The following is a 25,152-nucleotide window of genomic DNA, read 5'->3' on the forward strand; positions in this document are numbered from 1 at the left end:
GAATCTCTTAAGTGATCCTGTGAGAACGATGGATCAGTGCTGCGGATTTTTATAAGTCAGAAATGCTTATAAATGAAAGTGCTTTTGACTCAAAGCCTAGCTTATTTAGCAGTCTCAGCTTCGGTGACTGGGGTGTCGGCAGGAGCAACGTCTACCACAGCTTCAGAGGTTTCCGCCTCGAGGCGAGCACGCTCTGCTTTAGAAATATAACGCGGTTTTGCACCCACTTTAGGTTTCTCGATTTTGTTTTGTTTGGCTTTTTCGCGCTTAGCCATTTTCTTAACGATCTTTTGCTTCTTGTTCATAACATCTCTAATTCGGTTTTTGCCTATGCAGGCTGAGTCCAGCGGCTCAATTAAAGCTGGATTCTAACTCAATATTGCTTATCTCTCCATGTTTTGCTGTTGCTAAAGACCGTACAGGCAAATTGGGGCAGGATGAGGTCACGCTAAAGTATGAGTTATTTTTGTTCGCTGTACTGTTAACGCATTGCTAAAGCCGCTATATTGAGGGTCGGTAAGGTATTGACCTTTAAACTGTTTAAGTAAATAAATGCAGATTTAACACTCGTTAAGTTCCGCATACTATGTGAGTGTTTGTTATGGAGGCGCTTTGTTAACCAAAATCACTTTCTTTGAGCGTTTCGAGCAGGATATTTTATCGGGAGCTAAGACCATTACCTTAAGGGATGAAGCCGAGTCCCATGTGTTTGCGGGACAAATTTTGCCAGTATCGACCTTTGAAGACGACCGTTGGTTTTGTGATATCGAGGTCATTGAGGTTGTGCCTGTGTTGTTTTCTGAGCTAACAGAGCAACATGCTGCCCAGGAGAATATGACGCTGCCCGAGCTGCGCCGAGTGATCCAAGAGATTTATCCCGGCCTTGAGCAGTTATTTCAAATTCGCTTTTGTTTAGTGCAATAAAAATAATAATATTTACAAGGAGTTGATATGAAATTCTTAACGTTAAAAATGCCTTTAATGTTGATATTGGCCGTGAGTACATTATCGGCCTGTAGCATAGCCCCCTACAAAGTAAACCTTGATGCGAGTCATCAGGAAAAACTCGATAATGCTCAATTAGTTGTTGATTTATCTAGTAAACAACTAGGCGCGCAATATCATCTTTATGGTGCGTCTGGTGGCACATTGAGCGCAGCAGGTGTCACCGCGGGTGCACTTGGTGGGTTAATTGTTGGTTTGACTGAAGTGGCAATTAACGAATCCCGAGAGTCCGATGCAGAGGAGGCAATTGCGAAGATTAGAGAACTACTGGCAGGGGATACCTTAAAAAAAGCGTACGAAAAACAGTATCAAATGCTGATCACTACCTTGCCTCAACTCGCTGATAATCCTGTTAGGGTCTACGATGAATTGCCTTCAAAGGGCGTGAAAGGATTAGGACTGGGCCCTGAGGATATTGCACTGATCCTCACGCCCGAATATAGCTTAACGCCCGATAACACTATGTTGCATGTCATGTTACAGGTGCAAATGTATCAAGGTGCTGTGAAAGGGGCAAAGCCACAGCTGCTTTACCAAAATCGCTTCCTATATCAATCAAAATCCAATCCCTATGTGGATAGATTCCGCACAGAGGAAGAAAAGCAGGAATATCTTGCTCAAGTGAATGCTAAGTATGCAAAATTGCCCGATGGTACGCGTGAACGTTTAAGGGAAATAAAAAAACGTGATAAAGCCTTGGCTGAGGTAAATGAGCCTTTGGATGAGCAAGCGCTAGCGGCCAAACAGGCTAAGATTTGGCTCGCCGATGATGGTCAGCAATTGCGTAAATACCTAGAGGAAGGGGTTCAGGAAGTATTTAATCTGTTTGCTTATGATGTTGCAGAGCAAACAGATTTTTCAAAGGGAAAAATGTTTCCCATTGCCTTCCGTTCTTTCTCGAATACCACGGGCGAGCGTCGTTGGTATCGTTTAGGGGATGATTTTACAAAAGGTATTTTGTTATCTCTCAATGGAACGGATTTTTTCAGAGGAGCACAAACGGCGCAAGGGAAGGTGATTGTTGCTCCCTTAAGGCAGTAGATTTATCTAAAAAGAAAGGCTGCAATTGCAGCCTTTCTTTTTATGAAGCTATACCGTCCAAGGGAGGAGTTTTTGGGCGATGCGGTTTGATTCACCTAGGCGCACCGCGGCGCGATAACGCATTCTGTAGAGCAGTTGGTAGCACAAGGGAACCAAATACAGACTCGTCACCGTTGAGAACGACAAACCGCCGATAATGGCGATGGCCATCGGTGAGTAGGGTGGACCACCGCCGCCGATTTGGGTTTCGCCCATCGCCAGTGGCACAAGGCCCAGCACGGTTGTTCCCACCGTCATTAGCACAGGGCGCAGACGGGTAATACAGACTTCACGTATGGTATCTGACAGCTTATCGAGTTCAGGCGTCACTTGGTTGATTTGGTCGACCAATACGATGCCGTTATTCACCACAATTCCCATGAGAATCAAGATCCCTATCATGGCCATGACTGACATAGGCGTACCTGTGAGCAGCAATGCCCAAAAGACGCCAGTGATTGAGAACAGAATCGAGGTGATAATCGCCGTCGGTAATAATAAAGATTCAAACAGCGCCGCCATTACGATGTAAATCATGGCGATAGCAAGCAGCATATTGATAGCCATGACGCTCTCATCTTCATCCTGACGCTCAAACCCACCGCGCAGCGAATAGTTATAACCATTCGGGAAGCGCACGTTTTCCATCACCTGTTTGATCTTAGTTTGGGCTTCCTCTGTGGTGAGCTTATCTAAGTTCGCGCCGATAGAAAGCGAGGTTTGGCGATTGTAGTGCTTGATGGTATCGAACCTAGGTAAAATCTCGATACTGGCAAGGTTATCAAGGGTATACAGGCGTTGGTCGATACGCACGATAGGCAGTTGCTTGAGCTTCTCGAGGGATTTTTGCCATTCCTTCTCATAGGCCATTTCGATACGCAGCTCCCCATTGGGATCGTGCCTAAATGAGCGCAGCGGTGAGCCGCGCAGGGCCATGGAGATGCTAGAGGCCACTTCGTTGAGTTTTAAATCCAGTCGTGCCGCCATCTGTCGATTAATGCGGATCACTACTTCCTGCTGCGCGCCGTTCACTTCGGAGCGCACATCCACTAAGCCTTTGATATTGGAGAGCAGGGGCAATACTTGCTCACTCAAATGGATAAGCTCTGAGGTGGAGCGGCCTGTGAGCGTGACACGCACGCCCGAGTTATCATTACCCCAGCCAAATTGAGGTTTCGCGATGGAGAATTTAGGAAAACCGCTGCGGATTTTCTTCTTTAATTCATCCAGTGGCATAGGTAGGTCTTTTTTCAGCAAAATCACCGAGGAAGCATCGTCTGGCGCATAATAGCTATACACTGAGTCGATATGGAATTCCTCTTTATTATTATAAAGATACTCTTCCATTTGGCTCACCATCGCTTCGGTCACATTGAGATTATGGCGACCTTCTACTTGGTAGTTTATGTAAATACGCTCCTTGCTTTGGCTGTCCTCCTGATCCTGCTTGACCATCGACAGCGGTAGGGCGGTGGATACCAAAATGGCCACCGAAATTAGGCCTGAACGCCAAGGGCGCAGCAGCACCCAATTGAGGCTACGGTTGTAGAAGTTTTGCAACTTACCGGGTGCTTTCTCCGGCGCGATATCGAAGTGAAACTTAGTCAACATCAATGGAATTAATGTTTTAGCCACTAACAGTGAGGCCGCCAGCGAAATACAAATCGCAATCGCTACATGCTCAAGGAAGATGGTAAGCTCGACTTTTACCCCGAAGATATTGGGTAAAAACACGATAGCCGTGGTCATAGTGCCCGCAAGTACGGCAAGACTGACCTTATCGACCCCTGTCATGACTGCGTTTTCATTGTCCTCTGCGCTCTTAGTATCTTTGCCTTGCTTCTCTTGCAGCACACTCTCGGTGACCACTACAGCGTTATCGATAAGCATACCGACCGCTAATAATAGCCCCATCATCGACAGAATGTTTAAGCTGTAACCTAGCAGGTACATGGCGGCCAGTGTCATACCAATCGAAATCGGCACTGATGACACCACAATCAAGGTCATCTTGAAGTTTCTCAGGAATAAATACAGCACGATAAAAGACAGCAAGGCGCCGATTAATCCCGACAGCAGCAGATCCGAGAGGGAAGATTTTACGCCAGAGGCTTGATCTTCCATGATAAACAAGCGGATACCTTGGAATTGTTGATCTTGCTTGGCAAGCTCAATCACCTTTAATACCCGATCAGACACTTCCACTAAGTTGGCGCCGGATTCTTTAAACACATCCAGACCCACGGCGTAATGCTTATCTAAGTGACGACCTTCGACCCGTTCAGGTAGCGCAAATTGCACATTGGCAACGTCACCTAAGGTCAGCCCTGGTAATAGCACTAGGGCTTTAATGTCCTCCAGATTGCGAAACTCGCCCTTAGGAGACACCTGATAAACCAGATTACTTTCCCTTAAGGTGCCAGCGCTGAGTACAAAGTTTTCGCGGCCGAGACGTGTCTGTAACTCAGTTGCCGAATAACCACTGGCGGCGAGGCGGTTGGCATTGATCCTGACCTCAATCTGCTTTTGCTCAACCCCATAGAGATTGACCTTAGACACCCCTTCGACCCGCTCCAGCGGGCGCTTGAGCTGTTTATCAAGTAAGTCGAATGCGCCAGAAAGCTCGCGGTCGCTCGAAATCCGTATGGTCAATACCGGCATATCGGCGGTGGAGAATTGGCGGATAAACACCCGCTCAACATCCTTGGGCAATAAGTGTCGCACCGCATCGATTTTTTCCCGCGCCTCTAAGCTTTTAGTGGCAACGTTTTCGCCCCATTTCATATTGATTTCGATTTCAGCGCCTTCTTGGGAAGACTCAGATTCGAGCTCATCGATACCGCCCATAGTGGCGAGGGACTCTTCGAGCACCTTAGTGATATCGCGCTCGACTTCCGCAGGGGTTGAGCCTTTGTAAGGCACTTGCACCACGATTTGCGGAATATCGATACCAGGGAACATTTCGAGCGGCAGTAGGCGGCTAGAAGCCAGACCAAACAGCAAGATAGCAAAGAAAAACATGCTGGTGGTGACTGGGCGTTTTATCGCTAAACGGGTGAGGTTCATAGGCGAGCCTCCGCGGTTTCGGCCGTGTTGTCTTGCGCTGTGGCGGTATGTTCAAACTTTTTACGGTCAAACAGGGCATAGAGCACAGGGATAACAATCAGGGTCAACAGGGTCGAGAGGCTCAGACCAAAGATCACGGTAATCGCCATCGGTGCGCGGACTTCTGAGCCATCGCCTAAACCTAACGCCATTGGCAGCAAACCTAAAGTGGTGGTTAAGGTGGTCATCATAATCGGGCGCAGACGGGATTTGGCCGCGACCTTAATGGCCTCAAGCTTGTCCACGCCTTCGGTGCGCAGCTGATTAATTCTATCTACCAGTACGATGGCGTTGTTGACCACAATCCCCGCGAGCATGATAAGGCCGATAAACACCACCACACTCAAATGGGTTTGGGTGATATAAAGACCAAGCACGCTACCTGCCAGCGCCATCGGCACGGCGAATAAAATTAGCAGCGGATGCAGCAGTGATTCGAATTGACTCGCCATCACTAAGTACACCAGGAAAACCGCCAGGATCAGCGCAATCTTCAGTGATTGGAATGAATGCTCCATTTCCTCATTTTGTCCACCAAAGCGTGCTTGAACCGAGGCGGGCAACACCTGTGCAGACAGAATTTGCTGCGCTTCGGCCACCGCATCACTTAAGTCGCCATAGGCAAGGTTGGCCGATACTAAGGCCACTCGTTGTTGGCTGATGCGGTTAATCGCCGATGGGCCTAATTGCAATGACACTTCGGCCACGGCGCTTAGGGCAATCGGTTGCTGGCTGTTCGGGTTGATGATTAGCGCATCGATATCACTGATTTGATCCCGCTCATCCAGTTCGCTACGCACTAAAATATCAATTTTGCGGTCGCGGACTGTGTATTGGCTGGCAACTGTACCGCCAACGCGCTGGGCAATACGATTGGCGACTGTGGGCGCATCCATGCCTAAGGCGGCTAAGCGGGCATGGTCGAAGCGAATACTGAGTTCTGGCTGACCGTCACGCAGGCTAGTATTCACATCGGCAAAGCGATCGGAGGCGGAAAGCGCCTTAACCAGATTATCGGCACTGCGCTTAAGCAAGTGTAAATCGTAACCCGAAAGCTCAATCTCCAATGGGGTTTTAAAGCTAAAGAGTTCAGGTTGCTCGATTTTAGCTTCCAGCTCAGGAATGCGGCGCGCGGTGTCACGCAGCACTTGTGTTACTTGGTGGTAAGCCGTGTGATCGCTGAGTACGACCTGTAAACGCCCCCAGTTTTCACCGCCTCTGGCGGTATCAGAGGTCATTAGACCGCCGCTGCCCGCTTGGCTGTAAGCATGTTTGACTTCGGGTCTGTCTTTAATCGACATCGCGAGTTGTTGCAGTACTTTGTCTGTTTCACCGACCGCAGTGCCAGGAGGCAGCAGGATCTCCACATAAAACTCCCCTTGGTTCATCGGTGGGATGAGCTCCATGCCAAGGCGGGGCAGCAAGCTAATACAGGCGCCAGTGATCCCTATGGTCAGTAACAAAGTGGCGACTTGTTTACGTAGCGCCATCGCGAGCAGTTTGTGATAAACCGACTCGATAGCGTGGTAAACAAAGTTAAAACCACTGCTGAGCGGGCGCATTACTAACCCGAGCAGCCAAGAAAAGAAGCGGCCAATGACTAACGCTAAAGTCAGCAATACACTCGGTAAGTAGCTAAAGATCAACACAATCGGGAAGGAAAATACCGTCGCACTATAGTGTTTTAACTTACCGAGCTTAGTCGTGGGTTTCTCCTTTGGGGTCTTCTTGATGAGTTCGGGCAGTGCTGTAAAGCCTTCGCGGGAGGCCAACATTGGAATTGAGGTTAGTGCCACCAAGAGTGATGCGAGCAAGGCAAAGGTCACTGTGAGGGCTTGATCAGAGAATAGGGCGCCCGCAATACCATCGACAAATACCAAGGGGACAAACACTGCGAGTGTAGTCATGGTCGAGGCGAAAATCGCGCCCGCTACTTCTTTAGTCCCTGTGACAGCCGCATCTAACTTACTCATGCCTTCGCTGCGGCAGCGGTCGATGTTCTCCAGCACCACAATGGCGTTGTCGACCAATAGACCGATAGCGAGCGCAATACCGCCTAATGACATGATGTTTAAGCTGATATCGGCAAAATACATCATGTTAAAGGTGGCAATCACCGAGAAGGGGATGGAGATAGAGATAATCAGCGTCGGGATAATATTGCGCAGGAACAGGTAAATCACCAACATAGACAAAATGCTGCCCATCAGTGCAGATGAGGTGACTTCGCTAACGGCACTCTCAATAAACTCGGACTGGTCGTAAATCACTTCCAGTTTGTTTTGCTTAGGATCTTGGTTGATTTTGACTAGCTCATCGCGCAGCTTTTTAGCCACCGCGACCGTGTTAGCATCACCTTCCTTATAGATAGCCAGTTCAATCGACTCTTGGCTACCGATACGGGTGATGTCGCTACGCTCTTTAAAGGCATCGGTAATGGTCGCAACTTCAAATAGACGTACTAAGGTCTGTGCGTCGCGATAGACGATCACTTGCCCTAGTTCTTCCAATGAATTGAATTGGTTAAGGGTACGAACCAGATATTCGCGGTCACCTTGGATCACTTTACCCGCAGATAAGTTGATGTTTTCCTCGTTGATGCGGCGTTTAATGTCGTCGGCATTCAAATTGAGCTGGGATAATTTTTCCTGATTGAGCTGAATATGCACTTCCTGCTCTAAGCCACCGGATAAACGCACCGCTGCTACACCTGAAAGAGCTTCTAAACGGCGTTTAAGTTCTTCCTCGGCGTAGGTACGCATCTGCTTGAGTTCAGCCTCAGACGCATTAGGTACCGATAGCGCGAGGCGCATAATAGGGTCTAGGTTGGGGTTAAAGCGCAGCAATAATGGCTTTTTAACATCCAGTGGCAGGGCGATAGTGTCGAGTTTTTCACGCACATCGAGACTTGCCATATCCATAGTGGTACCCCATTCGAACTCGAGTACCACATCAGACATGCCTGAGCGGGAGATAGAGCTTATCTTACGCAAGCCTTTCACCACACCGACGGCTTCTTCAATGGGTTTTGAAACCAATTGCTCCACTTCAACGGGCGCGGCACCGTCGTACATGGTTCTAATGGTCAAGGTGGGGTAGCTTAAATCGGGCAGGAGTTTTACTGCTAAGCGCGAAAACCCCACCATACCGAATAACATAATGGCCAGCATGAACATCCATACCGTGACTGGCCGTTTAACTGAGGTGCTGATGATTGACATGAAAGACTCCTATCAGTTCTTCGCTGAGGCCAAATCGAGTGGGGTAATGACTTCAACTAAGGATTGGTCTTTCAAATTTTGCTGGCCACGGGTCACGACTTGCTCGCCGGGTTTGAGGCCGGAGACCACTTCCACCGCGTCGCCTTCACGGTAACCAATTTCGACTTCACGGCGGTTGGCGCGATGATCTGCGCTCGTGCCATCAATCACATACAGGGCTTGTTTGTTGTCTTGGTTGATCAGGGCGCTGTAGGGCACAGTGATTACATTTTCATGGGTGTCATACTTCAATTCGACCCGAGTGAACATACCGGCCTTTAAATGGGCATTCTGATTCGGTACGGCTAACGTCACTTTAAAGGTGCCGCTCTGTGGGTCGACCACTGGGCTTATCCGCAATACTTTCGCGTGGATAGCGTTTTTACTCTGCTGATTACTAAAGACTTGGGCTTCTTGGCCTAAACGCAGGCTAGTTAATTGCTGCTCGGGTAAATGCACAATCCCGTGCAGCTCGTCTTGATTGACGATATAAAACAGATCCCCAAACTCCTTCGCCATGTTACCAGCCTTCACATAACGCTTAGCAATAATGCCATTGATGGGGGAGACCACATGGCTTTCTTTGACTTGTAGTTCGGCAAGATCGCGTTTGGCGATAGCGGCCTGTAGGTTGTACTCAAGCTTGGCCATCGAGTCGGCACTGATAAACTCTTTGTTGCTCATTTTCTTTAAGCGGTTTAACTCTTGCTCGATGATTTTCACTTCGGCTTCGGAGCGGTCGAGATCGTATTGCTGACGTTTAGCATCGATAACCGCGAGGATTTGACCTTTTTGTACCCGGTCACCTTCTTCGACATTAATGGCTTCGATAAGGCCGGCAATGCGGCTGACGACATTGGCTTCCTGCGGAGCTTCGAGGGTCGCCGTAGTGCTATAAAACGAAGACACATTACCCTGCAGTACGGTAGTGGTTTCGACGGGGATGGCATATTGTTCTTCTTTTTTAGCCACTTCCTCTTCGCCGCATGCCGCTAACATTGACACTAACAGCACGGGTAGGGCGAACTTAGCAATTTTTGACTTTTCCATAAGAGTATTACCTGTAGTCATTTTTGTGATGCCATCTTAAAGCGAAAAACATGCCAAAATTAAAAATACATTAATTTCAGTAAATTAACTTAAAATTATGAGATTGTGGATTAGGCAAACTTACTAAATGTAGCTAAAAAGTTTAAAAAGTGATGAGAAATGCTAAATAACCTGTGAGGAGAGATTGGCTATTGTGCTAGCGGGACTGATGGGAGAGAGAAGGGCGTGGATAAAAAATACCAATAAAAAAGCGCCCAGAGGGCGCTTTTATCGATAAATGCAGTTTAGCGTTTATCTTGGCTAACGAAGTCACGCGCAGTCTCGCCAGTATATAGCTGACGTGGACGGCTGATCTTGTGACCAGGTTGATCCAACATTTCTTTCCAGTGAGCAATCCAACCCACAGTACGTGCTAATGCAAACAGTACAGTGAACATACTAGTTGGAATACCAATGGCTTTCATGATGATGCCAGAGTAGAAATCGACGTTTGGATAGAGTTTCTTCGAAATGAAGTACTCGTCTTCCAATGCGATACGCTCAAGTTCCATCGCAACATCTAATAATGGATCTTGTACTTTCAGCTCTTTTAACACTTCGTGACAGGTTTCACGCATGACTTTGGCGCGTGGGTCAAAGTTTTTGTAAACACGGTGTCCGAAGCCCATCAGACGGAATGGGTCGTTCTTGTCTTTCGCACGGGCGATGAATTCAGGAATACGGTCCACTGAACCGATTTCTTCTAACATTTGTAGACAAGCTTCGTTCGCGCCGCCGTGTGCAGGGCCCCATAGAGAAGCAATACCCGCAGCGATACACGCGAATGGATTCGCGCCTGAAGAACCGGCTAAACGTACGGTTGACGTTGACGCGTTTTGTTCGTGATCCGCATGTAGAATGAAGATACGATCCATAGCACGTTCAACGATTGGGTTTACCTTGTACTCTTCGCAAGGAACGGCAAACATCATGCTTAAGAAGTTGCCTGCGTAGCTTAAGTCATTGCGTGGATAAACGAATGGCTGGCCAGAAGAGTACTTGTAGCACATAGCGGCAATCGTTGGCATTTTGGAGACTAGGCGATAAGCGGCGATTTCGCGGTGGCGAGGATCGTTGACATCGAGTGAGTCTTGATAAAATGCAGACAATGCACCAGTGACACCACATAACATCGCCATAGGATGAGCATCACGACGGAAACCTCTAAAGAAGAAGGCGAGTTGCTCATGAACCATAGTGTGGGTTTTTACTGTGTGTACAAATTCAGCATATTGCTCTTTCGTCGGCAGTTCACCGTAAAGCAGCAGGTAACACAGGTCTAAGTAATCTGAGTCAACGGCGAGTTGCTCGATTGGATAGCCGCGGTGTAACAATATACCTTGATCGCCATCGATATAGGTAATTGCAGATTCACAGGAGGCTGTCGCGAGAAAACCTGGATCAAAAGTGAAGTAACCCTTGCTGCCAAGTTTACTGATATCGATTACGTCAAAACCAGCGGATCCTTGCTTTACTGGCAATTCTATCGAGTCGTTCCCTGGTAATTCTAATTTGGCTTTTAAATCAGCCATACCCCGTTCTCCTTACTTCGTTCTTATCTGTGAGTGCGGCATGTCAAACCGCCATTACTTTACAGCCATTCTAGATCACATTTCAATTTAAATAAGCGTTTAAATTTGTTAGACCATGGTATAAATCTCTTTACTTTCCTTGGTGCAGCTGGCACTTAGGTGAAAATATCCTTAAAAAAACAAAATTTGCATTCTGTGATGTTTGTATTTGACATTTCGCGCGAGTATACTTGCCTCCGCCTAATAATGGCTGCAAACGATGATGTTAAAACACCCTTTGTTTACATGTTAAATAAGTGAGTGTTCAAATAGTTATCTGTTTGTTTAAACTTTGCTTTTGTGTTTACTTTTGCCCTGATTTACCCCTCGGTTTAAAGTTTGTACAAAAGCGGTTCACATAACAAAAAAAATGCTCAATGGAGCTGAGTGAGCAGAACGTGAAAAAGCAAAGACCTGTCCATTTAGATCTGCAGACCATTCGCTTTCCTGCAACAGCGATTGTGTCAATTCTTCACCGTGTATCCGGTGTCATCATGCTGTTCGCTGTTGGCATTCTTATTTGGTTGCTAAATTCATCTTTAGCCTCCGCTGAAAGTTTCGCAGGCGTACAATCTCTGTTTGATAACTTCGTCGTGAAGTTCATCATGTGGGGCATTTTGACTGCACTGGCTTATCACTTATTCGGTGGCCTACGCCACTTAGTAATGGATACCGGTCGTTGGGAAGAGTTGGCTTCGGGCACCGCCTCAGCGAAAGCTGTATTTGTACTGACGGTAGCCTTTTCAATTTTAGCGGGGTTATGGGTATGGTAACCAATGCAGCAAGTTTTGGACGCAGTGGTGTTCATGACTTTATTCTACTACGCGCTAGTGCAGTAATCCTCGCCTGTTACACCATTTTCATGGTTGGCTTTATTGCATGTAGTTCCCCTCTCACCTATGACGTTTGGCACGGCCTGTTTAGCGCTCTGCCAATGAAAGTGTTTACCCTGCTTGCGCTAGTTGCACTGCTTGTTCACGCCTGGATTGGTGTATGGCAAGTATTGACGGATTACGTCAAGTGCACTTCGTTACGCGGTGTTTTACAGTTCACCTTCGTCGTCACCGTCTTTTGTTATCTGGCGGCCGGCATTGTTATTGTGTGGGGTGTCTAAGTGAGTATTCCAGTACGTGAGTTTGATGCTGTAGTGATTGGTGCCGGCGGTGCCGGTATGCGCGCAGCATTACAGATTTCTAAAGAAGGTAAGAGCTGTGCGCTTTTATCTAAAGTATTCCCAACCCGTTCTCATACCGTATCTGCGCAGGGTGGTATCACCGTTGCGTTAGGTAACGCCCATGAAGACCATTGGGAACAACACATGTACGATACCGTAAAAGGTTCCGACTTTATCGGTGACCAAGACGCTATCGAATTCATGTGTCAAACCGGTCCAGAAGCCATTATTGAACTCGAGCATATGGGTTTACCCTTCTCTCGTTTCGATAACGGTAAGATTTACCAACGTCCTTTCGGTGGTCAATCTAAAAACTTCGGTGGTGAACAAGCGGCGCGTACCGCTGCAGCGGCAGACCGTACCGGTCACGCACTCCTTCACTGCTTATACCAACAGAACGTTAAACACAAAACTCAAGTGTTTTCTGAATGGTATGCCCTCGATTTAGTGAAAAACCAAGACGGTGCCATCGTAGGTTGTACTGCGATTGAAATCGAAACCGGTGAGATCGTTTACTTCAAAGCCAAAGCCACTGTATTAGCTACAGGCGGTGCTGGTCGTATCTACGCATCAACCACAAACGCACACATCAATACCGGTGACGGTGTTGGTATGGCAATGCGTGCTGGTGTTCAGATGCAAGATATGGAAATGTGGCAATTCCACCCAACCGGTATCGCTGGTGCGGGTGTACTTGTGACTGAAGGTTGTCGTGGTGAAGGCGGTTACCTGCTGAACAAAGACGGCGAGCGTTTCATGGAGCGTTATGCGCCAAACGCCAAGGATTTAGCATCTCGTGACGTGGTAGCACGTTCTATGATGACTGAAATCCGTGAAGGCCGTGGTTTAGATGGTCCATTAGGCCCACACTGCTTACTGAAACTCGACCACTTAGGTAAAGAGACCTTAGAAGCCCGTCTACCAGGCGTGTGTGAACTTTCTCGTACCTTCGCGCATATCGATCCGGCCGATGGTCCAATCCCAGTTCTCCCAACCTGTCACTATATGATGGGTGGTCTGCCTACTAAGGTGAGCGGTCAAGTTATTCGTAAGAATGACGATGGCAGCGAGCAAGATGTGGTTGGTTTATTCGCAGTAGGTGAGATTGCCTGTGTGTCAGTACACGGTGCTAACCGCTTAGGCGGTAACTCTCTGCTCGACTTAGTGGTCTTTGGCCGCGCTGCGGGTCAACACTTAGGTAAAGCACTCGATGAGACTGCGGATCCAAAAGATGCGACCGATGCGGAAATTCAAGCGACTTTAGCACGCTTAAACCGCTGGGAAAGCAACAAGTCTGGCGAAGACCCAGCGCAAATCCGTAAAGATTTACAACTTTGCATGCAATTAAACTTCTCTGTATTCCGCCGTGGCGATGCAATGGCAGAAGGTTTAGAGCAGTTAAAAGCTATCCGTAAGCGTTTAGAAAATGCCAAGTTGTCTGATAACTCTCGTGAATTCAACACTCAACGTATTGAATGTTTAGAGTTAGACAACCTGATGGCGACGGCAATTGCCACTGCTTATGCTGCTAACTTCCGTACAGAGAGCCGTGGTGCTCACTCACGTGAAGACTATTTAGAGCGTGATGATGATAACTGGTTATGTCACACCCTGTTTGACCCTGTGACTGAAACCATGGACCGTCGTGCTGTGAATATGGCGCCTAAGTTACGTGAAGCATTCCCGCCGAAGAAACGTACCTACTAGGAGTTGCAAAGATGAAATTGGAATTTGCAGTTTATCGTTACAATCCTGATGTAGATACAAAACCTTACATGCAGGATTACAGCCTCGAAGTGGCTGAAGGCTCTGACATGATGGTGCTTGATGCACTGATCAAGTTAAAAGAACAGGACCCAACGTTAGCGTTCCGTCGCTCATGCCGTGAAGGTGTTTGCGGTAGTGACGGTGTGAACATGAACGGTAAAAACGGTCTGGCTTGTATTACGCCAATCTCTACCTTCAAAGGTAAGAAGTTGGAAATTCGTCCACTGCCAGGTATGCCAGTCGTACGTGACTTAGTGGTTGATTTAACTCAGTTCTACAAGCAGTACGAGAAGATCAAGCCGTTCCTCATCAACGATGAGAAGATGCCTGCTCGTGAACATTTACAGTCACCTGAACAGCGTGCGCATTTAGATGGTCTGTACGAATGTATCATGTGTGCATGTTGTTCTACGGCTTGTCCATCGTTCTGGTGGAATCCTGATAAGTTTATCGGTCCTAGCGGTCTGCTACACGCATACCGTTTCTTGATCGACAGCCGCGATACAGCGACAGAAGAACGTCTTTCTGAGCTGGACGACGCCTACAGCGTGTTCCGTTGCCACGGCATCATGAACTGCGTTGACGTCTGTCCAAAAGGACTTAATCCGACTAAAGCAATTGGTCACATTAAGTCAATGCTGCTTAAGCGAGCTGTGTAATGCGAGAACCCGAGCTTAAATCAATAATAATATAGCTCTCGAAGAGTCACTTTCTGGGTATAGAAGGTGGCTCTTTTGTGTATGTAATGGAAGACAACGCGCCGTGAAATCTGGATATCTAGGGGCGGCAAAATTTATGCGTCGAAGGTAATTGCTTGAGATTGCATATAAAAACTATGGCTAAGCACGTGTATAAAGTTTGAAAGGAATAGCAATGCACCAAGGCATCATGAAAGCCTGGCTCGAATCATCTCACTTAAGTGGTGCAAATTCGACCTACGTAGAAGAGATGTATGAAGCCTATCAAGAAGACCCACAGTCAGTCTCTGACGATTGGCGTGCGGTATTTGATAATCTCCCTCCGGTGAACGGTGCTTCTAAAGACGCGCCTGAAGCGGCTCACTCCAAAGTACGTGATTATTTTCGCAGTTTAGCGATGGACGGACGTCATAAGAGCGCAGCTCGTGTGACCGATCCTGAGTTGGATGCTAAGCAAGTTAAAGTGCTACAGCTGATCAACGCCCACCGTTTCCGTGGTCACCAAGGGGCTAACCTCGACCCGTTAGAATTGTGGAAACGTGAACCTGTTGCCGATTTAGATCCCGCATTCCACGGTCTGACCAAAGAAGACATGGAACGTGAGTTCAACACTGGCTCGTTCGCCCACGGCGGCGAAACCATGAAGCTGGCTGACTTAGTCAAAGCGCTAAAAGCCACTTACTGTGGTTCGATTGGCGCCGAATACATGCACATTACCGATACCGATGAGAAGCGTTGGATCCAACAACGTCTCGAACCATCCTTAGGTAAAGCCAACTACGATAAAAGCGTTAAGACCCGCATTCTCGAAGGCCTAAATGCTGCTGAAGGCATTGAAAAATATTTAGGCGCTAAATTCCCAGGTGCAAAACGCTTCTCGTTAGAAGGCGGCGATGCGTTAGTCCCTATGATGCGCGAAATCATTTATCGCGCAGGCGAAGCGGGCACTAAAGAAATCGTAGTCGGTATGGCTCACCGTGGTCGTTTAAACGTACTGGTTAACGTGTTAGGTAAGCGTCCAGCAGAACTGTTTGACGAGTTCGCCGGTAAGCACGCCGATACCCACGGTTCAGGCGACGTAAAATACCACCAAGGTTTCTCTTCAGATTTCGAAACGCCGGGCGGCAACGTGCACTTAGCACTGGCCTTTAACCCATCACACCTTGAAATCGTTAACCCTGTGGTTATGGGCTCTGTCCGTGCTCGTCAAGACCGCCGTGGTTGTAAAGACGGTTTACAGGTGATGCCAATTACGATTCACGGTGACTCTGCAATTGCTGGTCAAGGTATCGTGCAAGAGACATTCAACATGTCTCAAACCCGTGGCTTTAAAGTGGGCGGCAGCATCCGTATTGTTGTGAACAACCAAGTTGGTTTTACAACGTCAAACCACTTTGATGTGCGTTCAACTGAATACTGTACTGACATCGCTAAGATGGTTCAGGCACCGATTTTCCACGTGAACTCTGACGATCCAGAAGCCGTTGCCTTTGTTGCTCAGCTTGCTGTTGATTATCGTAACGAGTTTAAACGTGACGTGGTGATTGATTTAGTGTGTTACCGCCGTCATGGCCACAACGAAGCTGATGAGCCAAGTGCAACTCAGCCACTGATGTATGCCAAGATCAAGAAACACCCTACGCCACGTAAGATCTATGCTGACAAACTGATCGCCGAAAACGCTATCGGCGCTGATGAAGTGACCAGCATGATCAACACTTACCGCGACGCCTTAGATCAAGGCGACTGCGTAGTGAAAGAATGGCGCCCAATGACACTGCACACAGTGGATTGGAGTCCGTATATTGGCCGTGAGTGGGACGAAGCGTATCAAGCCTCTATGCCACTGGCGCGCTTACAGAATCTAGCTGACAAACTGAGCTACGTACCAGAGAGCCACCCGCTGCATTCACGCGTTGCTAAAATTTATGGCGATCGCGTTGCCATGGCAAAGGGCGAGAAGCTACTCGACTGGGGCTTTGCTGAAACTTTAGCTTACGCCACGATTCTTGAAGATAAGCAACGTGTTCGCATTACAGGTCAAGACTCTGGCCGTGGTACTTTCTTCCACCGTCACGCGGTTCTGCACAACCAAAACGATGCGACAACATACTTACCACTGCGTAACTTGTCTGAAGACCAAGGTCCAATCGACATTACTGACTCAGTATTGTCTGAAGCATCAGTACTCGCCTTCGAATACGGTTATGCGACGGCGGAACCTGGTGGTCTGGCGATTTGGGAAGCCCAATTCGGTGACTTTGCTAACTGTGCGCAAGTGGTTATCGACCAGTTCTTGTCTTCTGGTGAGCAAAAGTGGGGCCGTCTGTGCGGTCTGACTATGCTGTTACCACACGGTTACGAAGGTCAAGGTCCAGAACACTCAAGCGCCCGTTTAGAGCGTTTCTTGCAGATGTGTGCTAACCACAACATGCAAGTTTGTGTGCCATCAACGCCAGCACAGGTTTACCATATGCTGCGTCGCCAAGTGGTTCGCCCAATGCGTCGTCCACTGGTAGTGATGTCACCTAAATCATTGCTACGTCACCCGCTAGCGGTTTCTAGCATGGAAGAATTGGCTAATGGCACCTTCCAAAACGTGATTGGTGAAATCGATACGTTAGAAGCGAGCAAGGTCGATCGCGTCGTGTTCTGTAGCGGTAAGGTATACTTCGAGCTGCTGGAAAAACGCCGTAAAGAAAACATCAATAACATCGCAATAATCCGTGTCGAACAGTTATATCCGTTCCCACATGAAGAAATGGTAGCAGCCTTAGCTGACTATCAACATGTGAAGGATTTTGTATGGTGTCAGGAAGAGCCGCAAAACCAGGGTGCTTGGTACTCTAGCCAACATCACTTCTGGGCAGCTATCCCTGCGGGAGCAAAACTGACCTACGCTGGTCGTGAAGCATCTGCTGCACCAGCCTGTGGTTACCCAGAGCTGCATGCTCACCAACAAGAATCTTTAGTGAACAGTGCCCTAAAGCTGTAATAGCTAAGACTGTAGTAATAGACATTTTATAAAAAAGGATCGTTTTTCATGAGTATCGAAATCAAGGTACCCGTACTGCCAGAATCTGTTGCCGACGCAACTATCGCCACTTGGCACGTAAAAGTGGGTGAGCAAGTTTCTCGTGATCAAAATCTGGTTGATATTGAAACTGACAAAGTCGTACTGGAAGTGGTTGCACCAGAAGATGGTCACATCGGTGAGTTCCTGTTCCAAGAAGGTGACACCGTTCTGGGTGAGCAAGTGATTGCTAAGTTCATCGCGGGTGCGGTTTCTGGTCAAGAAGTGACTAAAGCCGAAGCTGAAGCTGCTGCACCTGTTGCCGCTGCTGCGACTGAAGAGTCTAACGATGCATTAAGCCCATCAGTCCGTCGTTTACTGGCTGAGCACAATGTTGATGCGAGCAAAGTGAAGGGCACTGGTGTCGGTGGCCGTATCACTAAAGAAGACGTTGAAGCCTTTATCAAGTCTGCGCCTAAAGCAGCTGCTGCCCCTGCGGCTCCAGCTGTACAACCTTTAGCGGCAGGTCGTAGCGAGAAGCGTGTTCCAATGACTCGTTTACGTAAGACTATCGCTAACCGTTTATTAGAAGCGAAAAACTCTACCGCGATGCTCACGACGTTTAACGAAGTGAACATGAAGCCAATCATGGATATCCGTAAGCAGTACCAAGATATCTTTGAAAAGCGCCATGGTATCCGTTTAGGTTTCATGTCTTTCTACGTGAAAGCGGTAACTGAAGCACTGAAACGCTTCCCTGAAGTGAACGCATCAATCGACGGTGACGATATCGTTTACCACAACTACTTCGACGTCAGCATCGCTGTATCGACTCCACGTGGTCTGGTCACCCCAGTACTGCGTGATACCGATACCATGAGCCTGGCTGATATCGAAAAAGCAGTACGCGATCTGGCGATCAAAGGCCGTGATGGCAAGCTGACTGTGGCTGATATGACTGGCGGTAACTTCACTGTGACTAACGGTGGTGTATTCGGCTCGTTAATGTCTACCCCAATTTTAAACCTGCCACAAAGCGCGATTTTAGGCATGCACGCCATTAAAGACCGCCCAATGGCAGTCAATGGTCAGGTTGAAATCCTGCCCATGATGTACCTAGCTCTCTCATATGACCATCGTATTGTCGATGGCCGTGAGTCAGTTGGCTTCTTAGTCGCCATTAAAGACTTCTTGGAAGACCCAACTCGTCTGCTACTTGACCTATAATCTAACGCGCTAAACGATCACGTTTAACCTGTTAGTTTAGAGACAAGAGTCAGACATACCCTCGTGACTGGCCCCGTGGGGCCAGTTGGATTTGATTAGAAGTATACGGATAGATCATCATGAATTTGCATGAGTATCAGGCAAAATCCCTATTTGCCGAATATGGTTTACCAGTGTCAGAAGGTTTTGCATGTGATACAGCCCAAGAAGCTGTAGAAGCGGCAGGCCGTATTGGCGGAAATTTATGGGTTGTTAAGTGTCAAGTACACGCAGGCGGCCGCGGTAAAGCGGGTGGCGTTAAAGTCACTGGCGATAAAGAAGAAATCAGAGCCTTTGCCGAACACTGGTTAGGCAAAAATCTGGTGACTTATCAAACAGATGAGAAAGGTCAGCCTGTTGCTAAAATTTTAGTAGAAAGCTGCACCGACATCGCTAACGAACTGTACTTAGGTGCAGTAGTTGACCGTGCTACCCGTCGCGTGGTGTTCATGGCTTCTACTGAAGGTGGTGTTGAGATTGAGAAAGTGGCCGAAGAAACGCCAGAACTCATTCACAAAGCGATCATCGATCCACTGACTGGTCCTCAACCATACCAAGCACGTGATCTTGGCTTCAAACTGGGCTTAAACCCAACTCAAATGAAGCAATTCACCAAGATCTTTATGGGTCTGGCGACTATGTTCGTTGATCACGATTTCGCACTGCTGGAAATCAACCCACTGGTTATCACCACTGAAGGTAACCTGCACTGCTTAGACGGTAAAATTGGTATCGATGGTAACGCACTGTTCCGTCAACCAAAAATCAAAGCAATGCACGATCCATCACAGGATGACGCCCGTGAAGCTCACGCTGCAATGTTCGAACTGAACTATGTTGCGCTGGACGGAAACGTGGGTTGTATGGTGAACGGTGCTGGCCTAGCAATGGGTACTATGGACATCGTTAACCTGCACGGCGGCAAGCCAGCTAACTTCCTCGACGTAGGTGGTGGCGCGACTAAAGAACGTGTTGCTGAAGCATTCAAGATTATTCTGTCTGACAGCAATGTGAAAGCCGTTCTGGTTAACATCTTCGGTGGTATCGTACGTTGTGACATGATCGCAGAAGGTATCATCGGCGCTGTTAAAGAAGTTGGCGTTAAAGTTCCAGTTGTAGTGCGTTTAGAAGGTACTAACGCTGAATTAGGCCGTGAAGTATTAGCTAAATCAGGTCTTGATATCATTGCAGCTAACAGTCTGACTGATGCGGCTGAGCAAGTAGTTAAAGCTGCGGAGGGCAAATAATGTCTGTATTAATTAACAAAGATACCAAGGTAATCTGCCAAGGCTTTACCGGTGGTCAAGGTACTTTCCACTCTCAACAAGCTATCGATTACGGTACGCAAATGGTTGGTGGTGTATCTCCAGGTAAAGGCGGTACTGAGCACTTAGGTCTGCCAGTGTTCAACACTGTGAAAGACGCTGTTGCTGCTACTGGTGCAACCGCTTCTGTTATCTACGTTCCAGCTCCTTTCTGTAAAGACGCTATCCTCGAAGCTATCGACGGTGGTATTGAGCTGATCGTTTGTATCACTGAAGGTATCCCAACACTGGATATGCTGGAAGTGAAAGTGAAGCTAGAAGAAACTGGCGTTCGCATGATCGGTCCAAACTGCCCAGGTGTTATCACCCCAGGTGAATGTAAGATTGGTATTATGCCAGGCCACATCCACTTAAAAGGTAAAGTGGGTATCGTTTCTCGTTCTGGTACGCTGACTTATGAAGCGGTTAAGCAAACTACTGACGAAGGTTTCGGCCAATCTACTTGCGTAGGTATTGGTGGTGACCCAATCCCAGGCACTAACTTCATCGACGTATTGGAAATGTTCCAGAACGATCCACAGACTGAAGCCATCGTGATGATCGGTGAAATCGGTGGTACTGCTGAAGAAGAAGCGGCTGCTTATATCAAAGCTAACGTGACTAAACCTGTTGTTTCTTACATCGCGGGTGTAACTGCTCCTGCTGGTAAGCGTATGGGTCACGCGGGTGCGATCATTGCTGGCGGTAAAGGTACTGCTGCTGACAAATTTGCTGCATTAGAAGCAGCGGGCGTGACAACTGTCCGCTCGTTAGCGGATATCGGCAAAGCGCTGCGTGCTAAAACCGGTTGGTAATCTAACCGTTAACACACGAAAAGGCGCCTAAGGCGCCTTTTTTATTGCGTGTCTGTTAGCCAGTGCCGAGCAGTAAAGTGTGAGAATGGGACAAAGCTAACATCGTGCAGGCTAGCATTTTTATTTACAAAGGGTTAGATTGGGCTTCTCTACCAAACGTCATCACCTGATGGACGTGTGAATGCATTAGTAGAGCTACAACCCTAAGCCCTGCGCTTATGGCACCACGGCTGTTCAGCAATACATCTTGTACTTAATTACCACGCGATTGCGGCACTTAGCTGCGAGCGTATTTTTTTATTGGTTTATCCCATTGGGGGAGGATAAGCCCAGAGCGGATGTTTACCCCTAAGGGACATCTATTTACATGAGGGAAAGACTGTGAAAACGCCAAATATTATTATTTCAGAAATCGATTTAGAAAGACTCGAGCGTCTGCTGGAGTCATTACCTGCGAACGCCTTTCCGGGACGCACGGCATTGGAGGCGGAACTCGACCGAGCAGACATTGTGCCCGCCGCGCAGATGCCTGGTAATGTGGTGACGATGAATTCTGAAGTGAAATTTAGTGTGTCATCCAGCAACGACACCTTTTGTTTGCGTTTAGTTTATCCTAAGGATGCGACGGGTGAGGGCACCATTTCCATCCTTGCGCCCGTGGGCAGTGCCTTATTGGGCTTATCCCAAGGGGATGAAATCGAATGGCCTGGCCCTGGTGGCACTATGGTGAAGGTTCGTATCGAAGAAATTATGTATCAGCCAGAGCGTAGCGGTGACTTTCACCGTTAATTATCGCTGGATTTTAGTGTGTAGAGGGCAATATCAAGGAAGCCAATATGATTATAGAGACAGAGCGTTTAATACTCAGACCATTTACCGAGCAGGATATCGATGCCCTCTACGTAATGAATAGCATTCCTGAGATGCTTAAATACATTCCTGTTGCGCCGTTTACTGCTCCAGAGCAGGCGCGGGAGCTGTTCCATAACGTAATTTTGCAGGATTATCAGCAACGGGGATTCGGCCGCTGGGCCGTCGAGCATAAGGCTGATATGAAGGTGATTGGTTTTTGTGGACCTAAGTTTATTCCCGAATATAACGAAGTCGAAATTGGCTATCGTTATTTTCCCGAGTATTGGGGCAAGGGGATTGGTACCGAGGCTGCTCAAGCTGCAATCAGCGTGTTCCCGCAGTTTGGCATTACGCAAATCATTGCATTGATCCTAGAGGGGAACATTGGCTCTGAGGGTGTAGCTAAACGCATAGGAATGCATTGGCGTGAACCTAGCGAATTTATGGGGCATAAAGTGAATGTGTACGCGAAGGTGCTCTAACTGTGCCCGAGCATTTCAATAAAAAACCAGCCTAGATGGCTGGTTTTTTATTAGGCGTGTCTGGTTAATTGAGAACCAGATTGACCTTAACGCGCGTTACTCGTCGTTATGATCGCAGGTATCGTTGGTGCAATGACCGTACAAATATAAGCTGTGGTTTGTCAGTTTTATATTGTACTTCTTGGCGATCTCATCTTGACGACGTTCAATCACTTCATCCGAAAACTCTATCACTTTGCCACAAGAGAGGCACACTAAGTGATCGTGGTGATGTTGAGTCGATAACTCGAATACTGCCTTACCACTTTCAAAGTGGTGACGAGAGACGATACCGGCATCATCGAACTGGTTTAATACACGGTAAACTGTTGCTAGACCAATTTCTTCACCTAAATCGAGCAGTTTCTTATATAAGTCTTCTGCACTGATATGTTGGTTTTCAGGTCCTTGCATCAGTTCTAGGATCTTGACTCGTGGCAGGGTGATTTTCAAACCGGCTTTTTTTAGCGCTTGATTTCCATCTGTCATTGCTAATCTCTTGATTGCAGAACCAATAGGTTCATCCGTGGATAGTGATTGCCATTATAGGGGGTCAAACTAAAAACTTAAACCTTTGTTCTAGCTTTATGGGTCTATATGCAGATAAATTGTGTCACTGAGAGCGAAATTGCAATAAATTGAGGCAATTCAAGCATAGTTTTTGTAAGGTTATACCAAGGAATAATGTTCACGACGCTAAAATTTCGGGACAATAAACAGAATAATTACAATAAAAGGAAGCGGTATGTACCAGCATATTGTGGTGTTAACTGGCGCAGGTATTTCGGCCGAATCGGGATTGCGTACCTTTCGCGACCAAGATGGTTTATGGGAGGAGCATCATATTGAAGATGTTGCAACCCCTGAAGGTTATGCCCGCGATACCGAACTGGTTGAACGTTTTTATAACAGCCGCTGGGAGCAATTACACAGTGGCACAGTGATGCCCAATGCGGCACATATTGCGTTGGCTAAGTTAGAGGCTGAATTTCCTGGTCAATTATTGATTGTGACCCAAAATATTGACGACCTACACGAACGTGCGGGTTCTCGTCGTTTGTTGCACATGCATGGCGAATTGTCCAAAGGTCGCTGCCCACGTTCTCGTCAAACTTTCTTATTAAGGGAACCCTTCGGCCCCAATAACTGTTGTACTTGCTGCATTCCCGCGCAACGATTACGTCCCCATGTGGTGTGGTTTGGTGAGATGCCGCTGGGGATGGACAGGATCCACGATGCGCTCGATAGCTGCGATTTGTTCATTGCCATTGGCACGTCGGGCACTGTGTATCCGGCGGCAGGGTTTGTCGATACGGCCAATCATCATGGCGCGCAAACGGTGGAAGTAAATTTAGTCACACCCGATAGACACAGCCAGTTCCAATATCATTTAACCGGTAAGGCAGGGGATTTGGTGCCTAAATTGGTCGATACCATACTCGCTGGCAAAGTGATTGGCTCCGATATAGCCGAGTCCGATGTTTAAGAATGAGCAACGAGCCCATGACGCAAAAACTGGCGATTATTATGCGGGGATTACCGGGCAGCGGTAAATCCCATTGGGTCGAGCAGTTTGTGGCTAATCTACCGTTAGAAGAGGCGATTCGCGTTCGCCAAGGCGGCATTTTTTCGACCGATAGTTTTTTCTACGAGGGAGAGGAGTATCGATTCGATGCGAAAAAACTCTCCGAATACCATCAACGTAATTTAACCGCGTTTATCCACGCGCTCAGTAGCGCTCAGCCAATTGTGATTTGTGATAACACTAATCTTTGCCGCTGGGAGTACATGGCCTATGAGGCTGCTGCGAAAGCCTTAGGTTATCAAGTGCGTATCGTACTGGTAGGGGAGCCTTCAGCGCGCGCGCATCAACAACTGTGCGCCGAGCGTAATCGTCATGGTGTGCCGCTAAATCAAATACGGCGTATGGCAGCGCAGTTTGAGGCATTCTAGGCGCCTCTAAGTCGCCTGTAGTTGGCGTTTCGCGTGTCACTGCTTTGAATGACTAGACTTTCAATCGACTGGATTTTCTCGGTTAGATGTTAACTTGTCATCTTTTCTTGTTAGTCTGATATTGAAATATGCGGTTATGTCGCTGCGATATTGTGTTGCATAAGCTTGATCTTAATGACAGTTTCGCATTTCAATGTCGATTATAATCGGTTAAGTCCCGCCCTCTGGAGTGTCCCTTGTTAACAAAACTGCTGCTTACATTAGCCGTTATCATTATGGCGATTTTACTGCTGGCCAATCGGCGCCCCAAGCATACACCTACTGCGTCGGTGAATATTCCGCCGATGCAGAGTCTGTGGCGACGCTATGGCATGCGGGGAGCATTTATTCTGTTGGGGCTCAGCCTTTTAAGCTACAGTGTGTGGTACTGGTACGATCAACATAAAGTCGTGACTGTGACGATAGTGTCTCCAGCTGGTGTGTTATCCGGCGTGTACAAAGCGCGCAAAGGGGATATCTCGGAGGCCAAAATGGTGACGATTGAGGGCGTACACATTCGCTTTTCTAATGCGGAGCGGTTGGAAATTCTCGAAGACTAACACAGATTTATTTTATGAATTTATCGCTCCCGCCTTTTCATTACTAAGTTATGCGTTAAACTAGCGACAATTTTTTAGCC

Annotated in this window: 21 protein-coding genes; 15 read left to right on the plus strand and 6 right to left on the minus strand. The window is 47.7% G+C overall.

Features of this window, described 5'->3' with window-relative positions; translation table 11 throughout:
* Positions 1-101: 101 nt before the first annotated feature.
* A complete protein-coding gene (locus SHEWMR4_RS08600; RefSeq protein WP_011622403.1) occupies positions 102-305 on the minus strand; it encodes a DUF2986 domain-containing protein in 204 nt (67 codons plus the stop codon).
* A gap of 307 nt (positions 306-612) precedes the next feature.
* Between SHEWMR4_RS08600 and yqfB the strand changes: the two genes are divergently transcribed.
* Entirely contained in the window at positions 613-924 is a 312-nt protein-coding gene (gene yqfB, locus SHEWMR4_RS08605) for a N(4)-acetylcytidine aminohydrolase (protein WP_011622404.1), read from the plus strand.
* A 27-nt stretch (positions 925-951) separates the two neighbouring features.
* Positions 952-2,046: a hypothetical protein gene (locus tag SHEWMR4_RS08610; RefSeq protein ID WP_011622405.1), complete on the plus strand. Its 1,095-nt coding sequence runs from the start codon at positions 952-954 to the stop codon at positions 2,044-2,046.
* Between the two features lie 48 nt (positions 2,047-2,094).
* Here SHEWMR4_RS08610 and SHEWMR4_RS08615 read toward each other — a convergent pair whose 3' ends face one another.
* The 4 genes from SHEWMR4_RS08615 to SHEWMR4_RS08630 form a co-directional block, all read right to left on the minus strand.
* The gene (locus SHEWMR4_RS08615) at positions 2,095-5,151 is read right to left on the minus strand and encodes an efflux RND transporter permease subunit (RefSeq protein ID WP_011622406.1); all 3,057 of its coding nucleotides are present in this window, start codon (positions 5,149-5,151) and stop codon (positions 2,095-2,097) included.
* A complete protein-coding gene (locus SHEWMR4_RS08620) occupies positions 5,148-8,411 on the minus strand; it encodes an efflux RND transporter permease subunit (RefSeq protein ID WP_011622407.1) in 3,264 nt (1,087 codons plus the stop codon). Before SHEWMR4_RS08620 ends, SHEWMR4_RS08615 begins: the two co-directional genes overlap by 4 nt.
* A 12-nt stretch (positions 8,412-8,423) precedes the next feature.
* Positions 8,424-9,500 carry an efflux RND transporter periplasmic adaptor subunit gene (locus tag SHEWMR4_RS08625; protein WP_011622408.1) on the minus strand — a complete coding sequence of 359 codons (1,077 nt, stop codon included), beginning with the start codon at positions 9,498-9,500 and terminating at the stop codon, positions 8,424-8,426.
* A gap of 284 nt (positions 9,501-9,784) precedes the next feature.
* Entirely contained in the window at positions 9,785-11,071 is a 1,287-nt protein-coding gene (locus tag SHEWMR4_RS08630) for a citrate synthase (protein ID WP_011622409.1), read from the minus strand.
* Positions 11,072-11,487: 416 nt separating this feature from the next.
* On the opposite strand from SHEWMR4_RS08630, the gene sdhC reads away from it, so the two are divergent.
* The 10 genes from sdhC (at position 11,488) to SHEWMR4_RS08680 (ending at position 22,481) form a co-directional block, all read left to right on the plus strand.
* On the plus strand, positions 11,488-11,883 hold the full coding sequence (gene sdhC / locus SHEWMR4_RS08635) for a succinate dehydrogenase cytochrome b556 subunit (protein WP_011622410.1): 396 nt from the start codon (positions 11,488-11,490) through the stop codon (positions 11,881-11,883).
* Positions 11,877-12,224 (plus strand): succinate dehydrogenase, hydrophobic membrane anchor protein, encoded by a 348-nt coding sequence (gene sdhD / locus SHEWMR4_RS08640; RefSeq protein WP_011622411.1) that lies wholly within the window; start codon positions 11,877-11,879, stop codon positions 12,222-12,224. The genes sdhC and sdhD overlap by 7 nt, the downstream gene beginning before the upstream one ends.
* Positions 12,225-13,991 (plus strand): succinate dehydrogenase flavoprotein subunit, encoded by a 1,767-nt coding sequence (gene sdhA, locus SHEWMR4_RS08645; RefSeq protein ID WP_011622412.1) that lies wholly within the window; start codon positions 12,225-12,227, stop codon positions 13,989-13,991. It abuts the gene before it with no gap.
* A gap of 11 nt (positions 13,992-14,002) precedes the next feature.
* Positions 14,003-14,710, plus strand: a complete 708-nt coding sequence (locus tag SHEWMR4_RS08650; protein WP_011622413.1) for a succinate dehydrogenase iron-sulfur subunit — start codon at positions 14,003-14,005, stop codon at positions 14,708-14,710.
* Positions 14,711-14,924: 214 nt separating this feature from the next.
* Complete coding sequence (gene sucA, locus SHEWMR4_RS08655) at positions 14,925-17,744, plus strand: 2-oxoglutarate dehydrogenase E1 component (protein ID WP_011622414.1); 2,820 nt, start codon at positions 14,925-14,927, stop codon at positions 17,742-17,744.
* Positions 17,745-17,792: 48 nt separating this feature from the next.
* Positions 17,793-18,989 carry a 2-oxoglutarate dehydrogenase complex dihydrolipoyllysine-residue succinyltransferase gene (gene odhB, locus SHEWMR4_RS08660; protein WP_011622415.1) on the plus strand — a complete coding sequence of 399 codons (1,197 nt, stop codon included), beginning with the start codon at positions 17,793-17,795 and terminating at the stop codon, positions 18,987-18,989.
* A 119-nt stretch (positions 18,990-19,108) separates the two neighbouring features.
* Positions 19,109-20,275 (plus strand): ADP-forming succinate--CoA ligase subunit beta, encoded by a 1,167-nt coding sequence (sucC, locus tag SHEWMR4_RS08665; RefSeq protein ID WP_011622416.1) that lies wholly within the window; start codon positions 19,109-19,111, stop codon positions 20,273-20,275.
* On the plus strand, positions 20,275-21,147 hold the full coding sequence (sucD, locus tag SHEWMR4_RS08670) for a succinate--CoA ligase subunit alpha (protein ID WP_011622417.1): 873 nt from the start codon (positions 20,275-20,277) through the stop codon (positions 21,145-21,147). The genes sucC and sucD overlap by 1 nt, the downstream gene beginning before the upstream one ends.
* A 381-nt stretch (positions 21,148-21,528) precedes the next feature.
* On the plus strand, positions 21,529-21,936 hold the full coding sequence (rnk, locus tag SHEWMR4_RS08675) for a nucleoside diphosphate kinase regulator (protein ID WP_011622418.1): 408 nt from the start codon (positions 21,529-21,531) through the stop codon (positions 21,934-21,936).
* Between the two features lie 47 nt (positions 21,937-21,983).
* Complete coding sequence (locus SHEWMR4_RS08680) at positions 21,984-22,481, plus strand: GNAT family N-acetyltransferase (protein WP_011622419.1); 498 nt, start codon at positions 21,984-21,986, stop codon at positions 22,479-22,481.
* Positions 22,482-22,577: 96 nt separating this feature from the next.
* On the opposite strand, the gene fur is transcribed toward SHEWMR4_RS08680, so the two are convergent.
* Complete coding sequence (gene fur, locus SHEWMR4_RS08685) at positions 22,578-23,009, minus strand: ferric iron uptake transcriptional regulator (protein ID WP_011622420.1); 432 nt, start codon at positions 23,007-23,009, stop codon at positions 22,578-22,580.
* A 256-nt stretch (positions 23,010-23,265) separates the two neighbouring features.
* Here fur and cobB point away from each other — a divergent pair, with 256 nt between their 5' ends.
* The 3 genes from cobB to SHEWMR4_RS08700 all read left to right on the plus strand — a co-directional run bounded on the left by cobB (position 23,266) and on the right by SHEWMR4_RS08700 (position 25,072).
* Complete coding sequence (gene cobB, locus SHEWMR4_RS08690; RefSeq protein WP_011622421.1) at positions 23,266-24,006, plus strand: Sir2 family NAD+-dependent deacetylase; 741 nt, start codon at positions 23,266-23,268, stop codon at positions 24,004-24,006.
* Between the two features lie 17 nt (positions 24,007-24,023).
* Positions 24,024-24,473: an ATP-binding protein gene (locus tag SHEWMR4_RS08695; RefSeq protein WP_041409022.1), complete on the plus strand. Its 450-nt coding sequence runs from the start codon at positions 24,024-24,026 to the stop codon at positions 24,471-24,473.
* Positions 24,474-24,709: 236 nt separating this feature from the next.
* Positions 24,710-25,072 carry a hypothetical protein gene (locus SHEWMR4_RS08700; RefSeq protein ID WP_011622423.1) on the plus strand — a complete coding sequence of 121 codons (363 nt, stop codon included), beginning with the start codon at positions 24,710-24,712 and terminating at the stop codon, positions 25,070-25,072.
* The last annotated feature ends 80 nt before the right edge of the window (positions 25,073-25,152 follow it).

The sequence above is a fragment of the Shewanella sp. MR-4 genome (genome assembly GCF_000014685.1).
Taxonomy (GTDB): domain Bacteria; phylum Pseudomonadota; class Gammaproteobacteria; order Enterobacterales; family Shewanellaceae; genus Shewanella.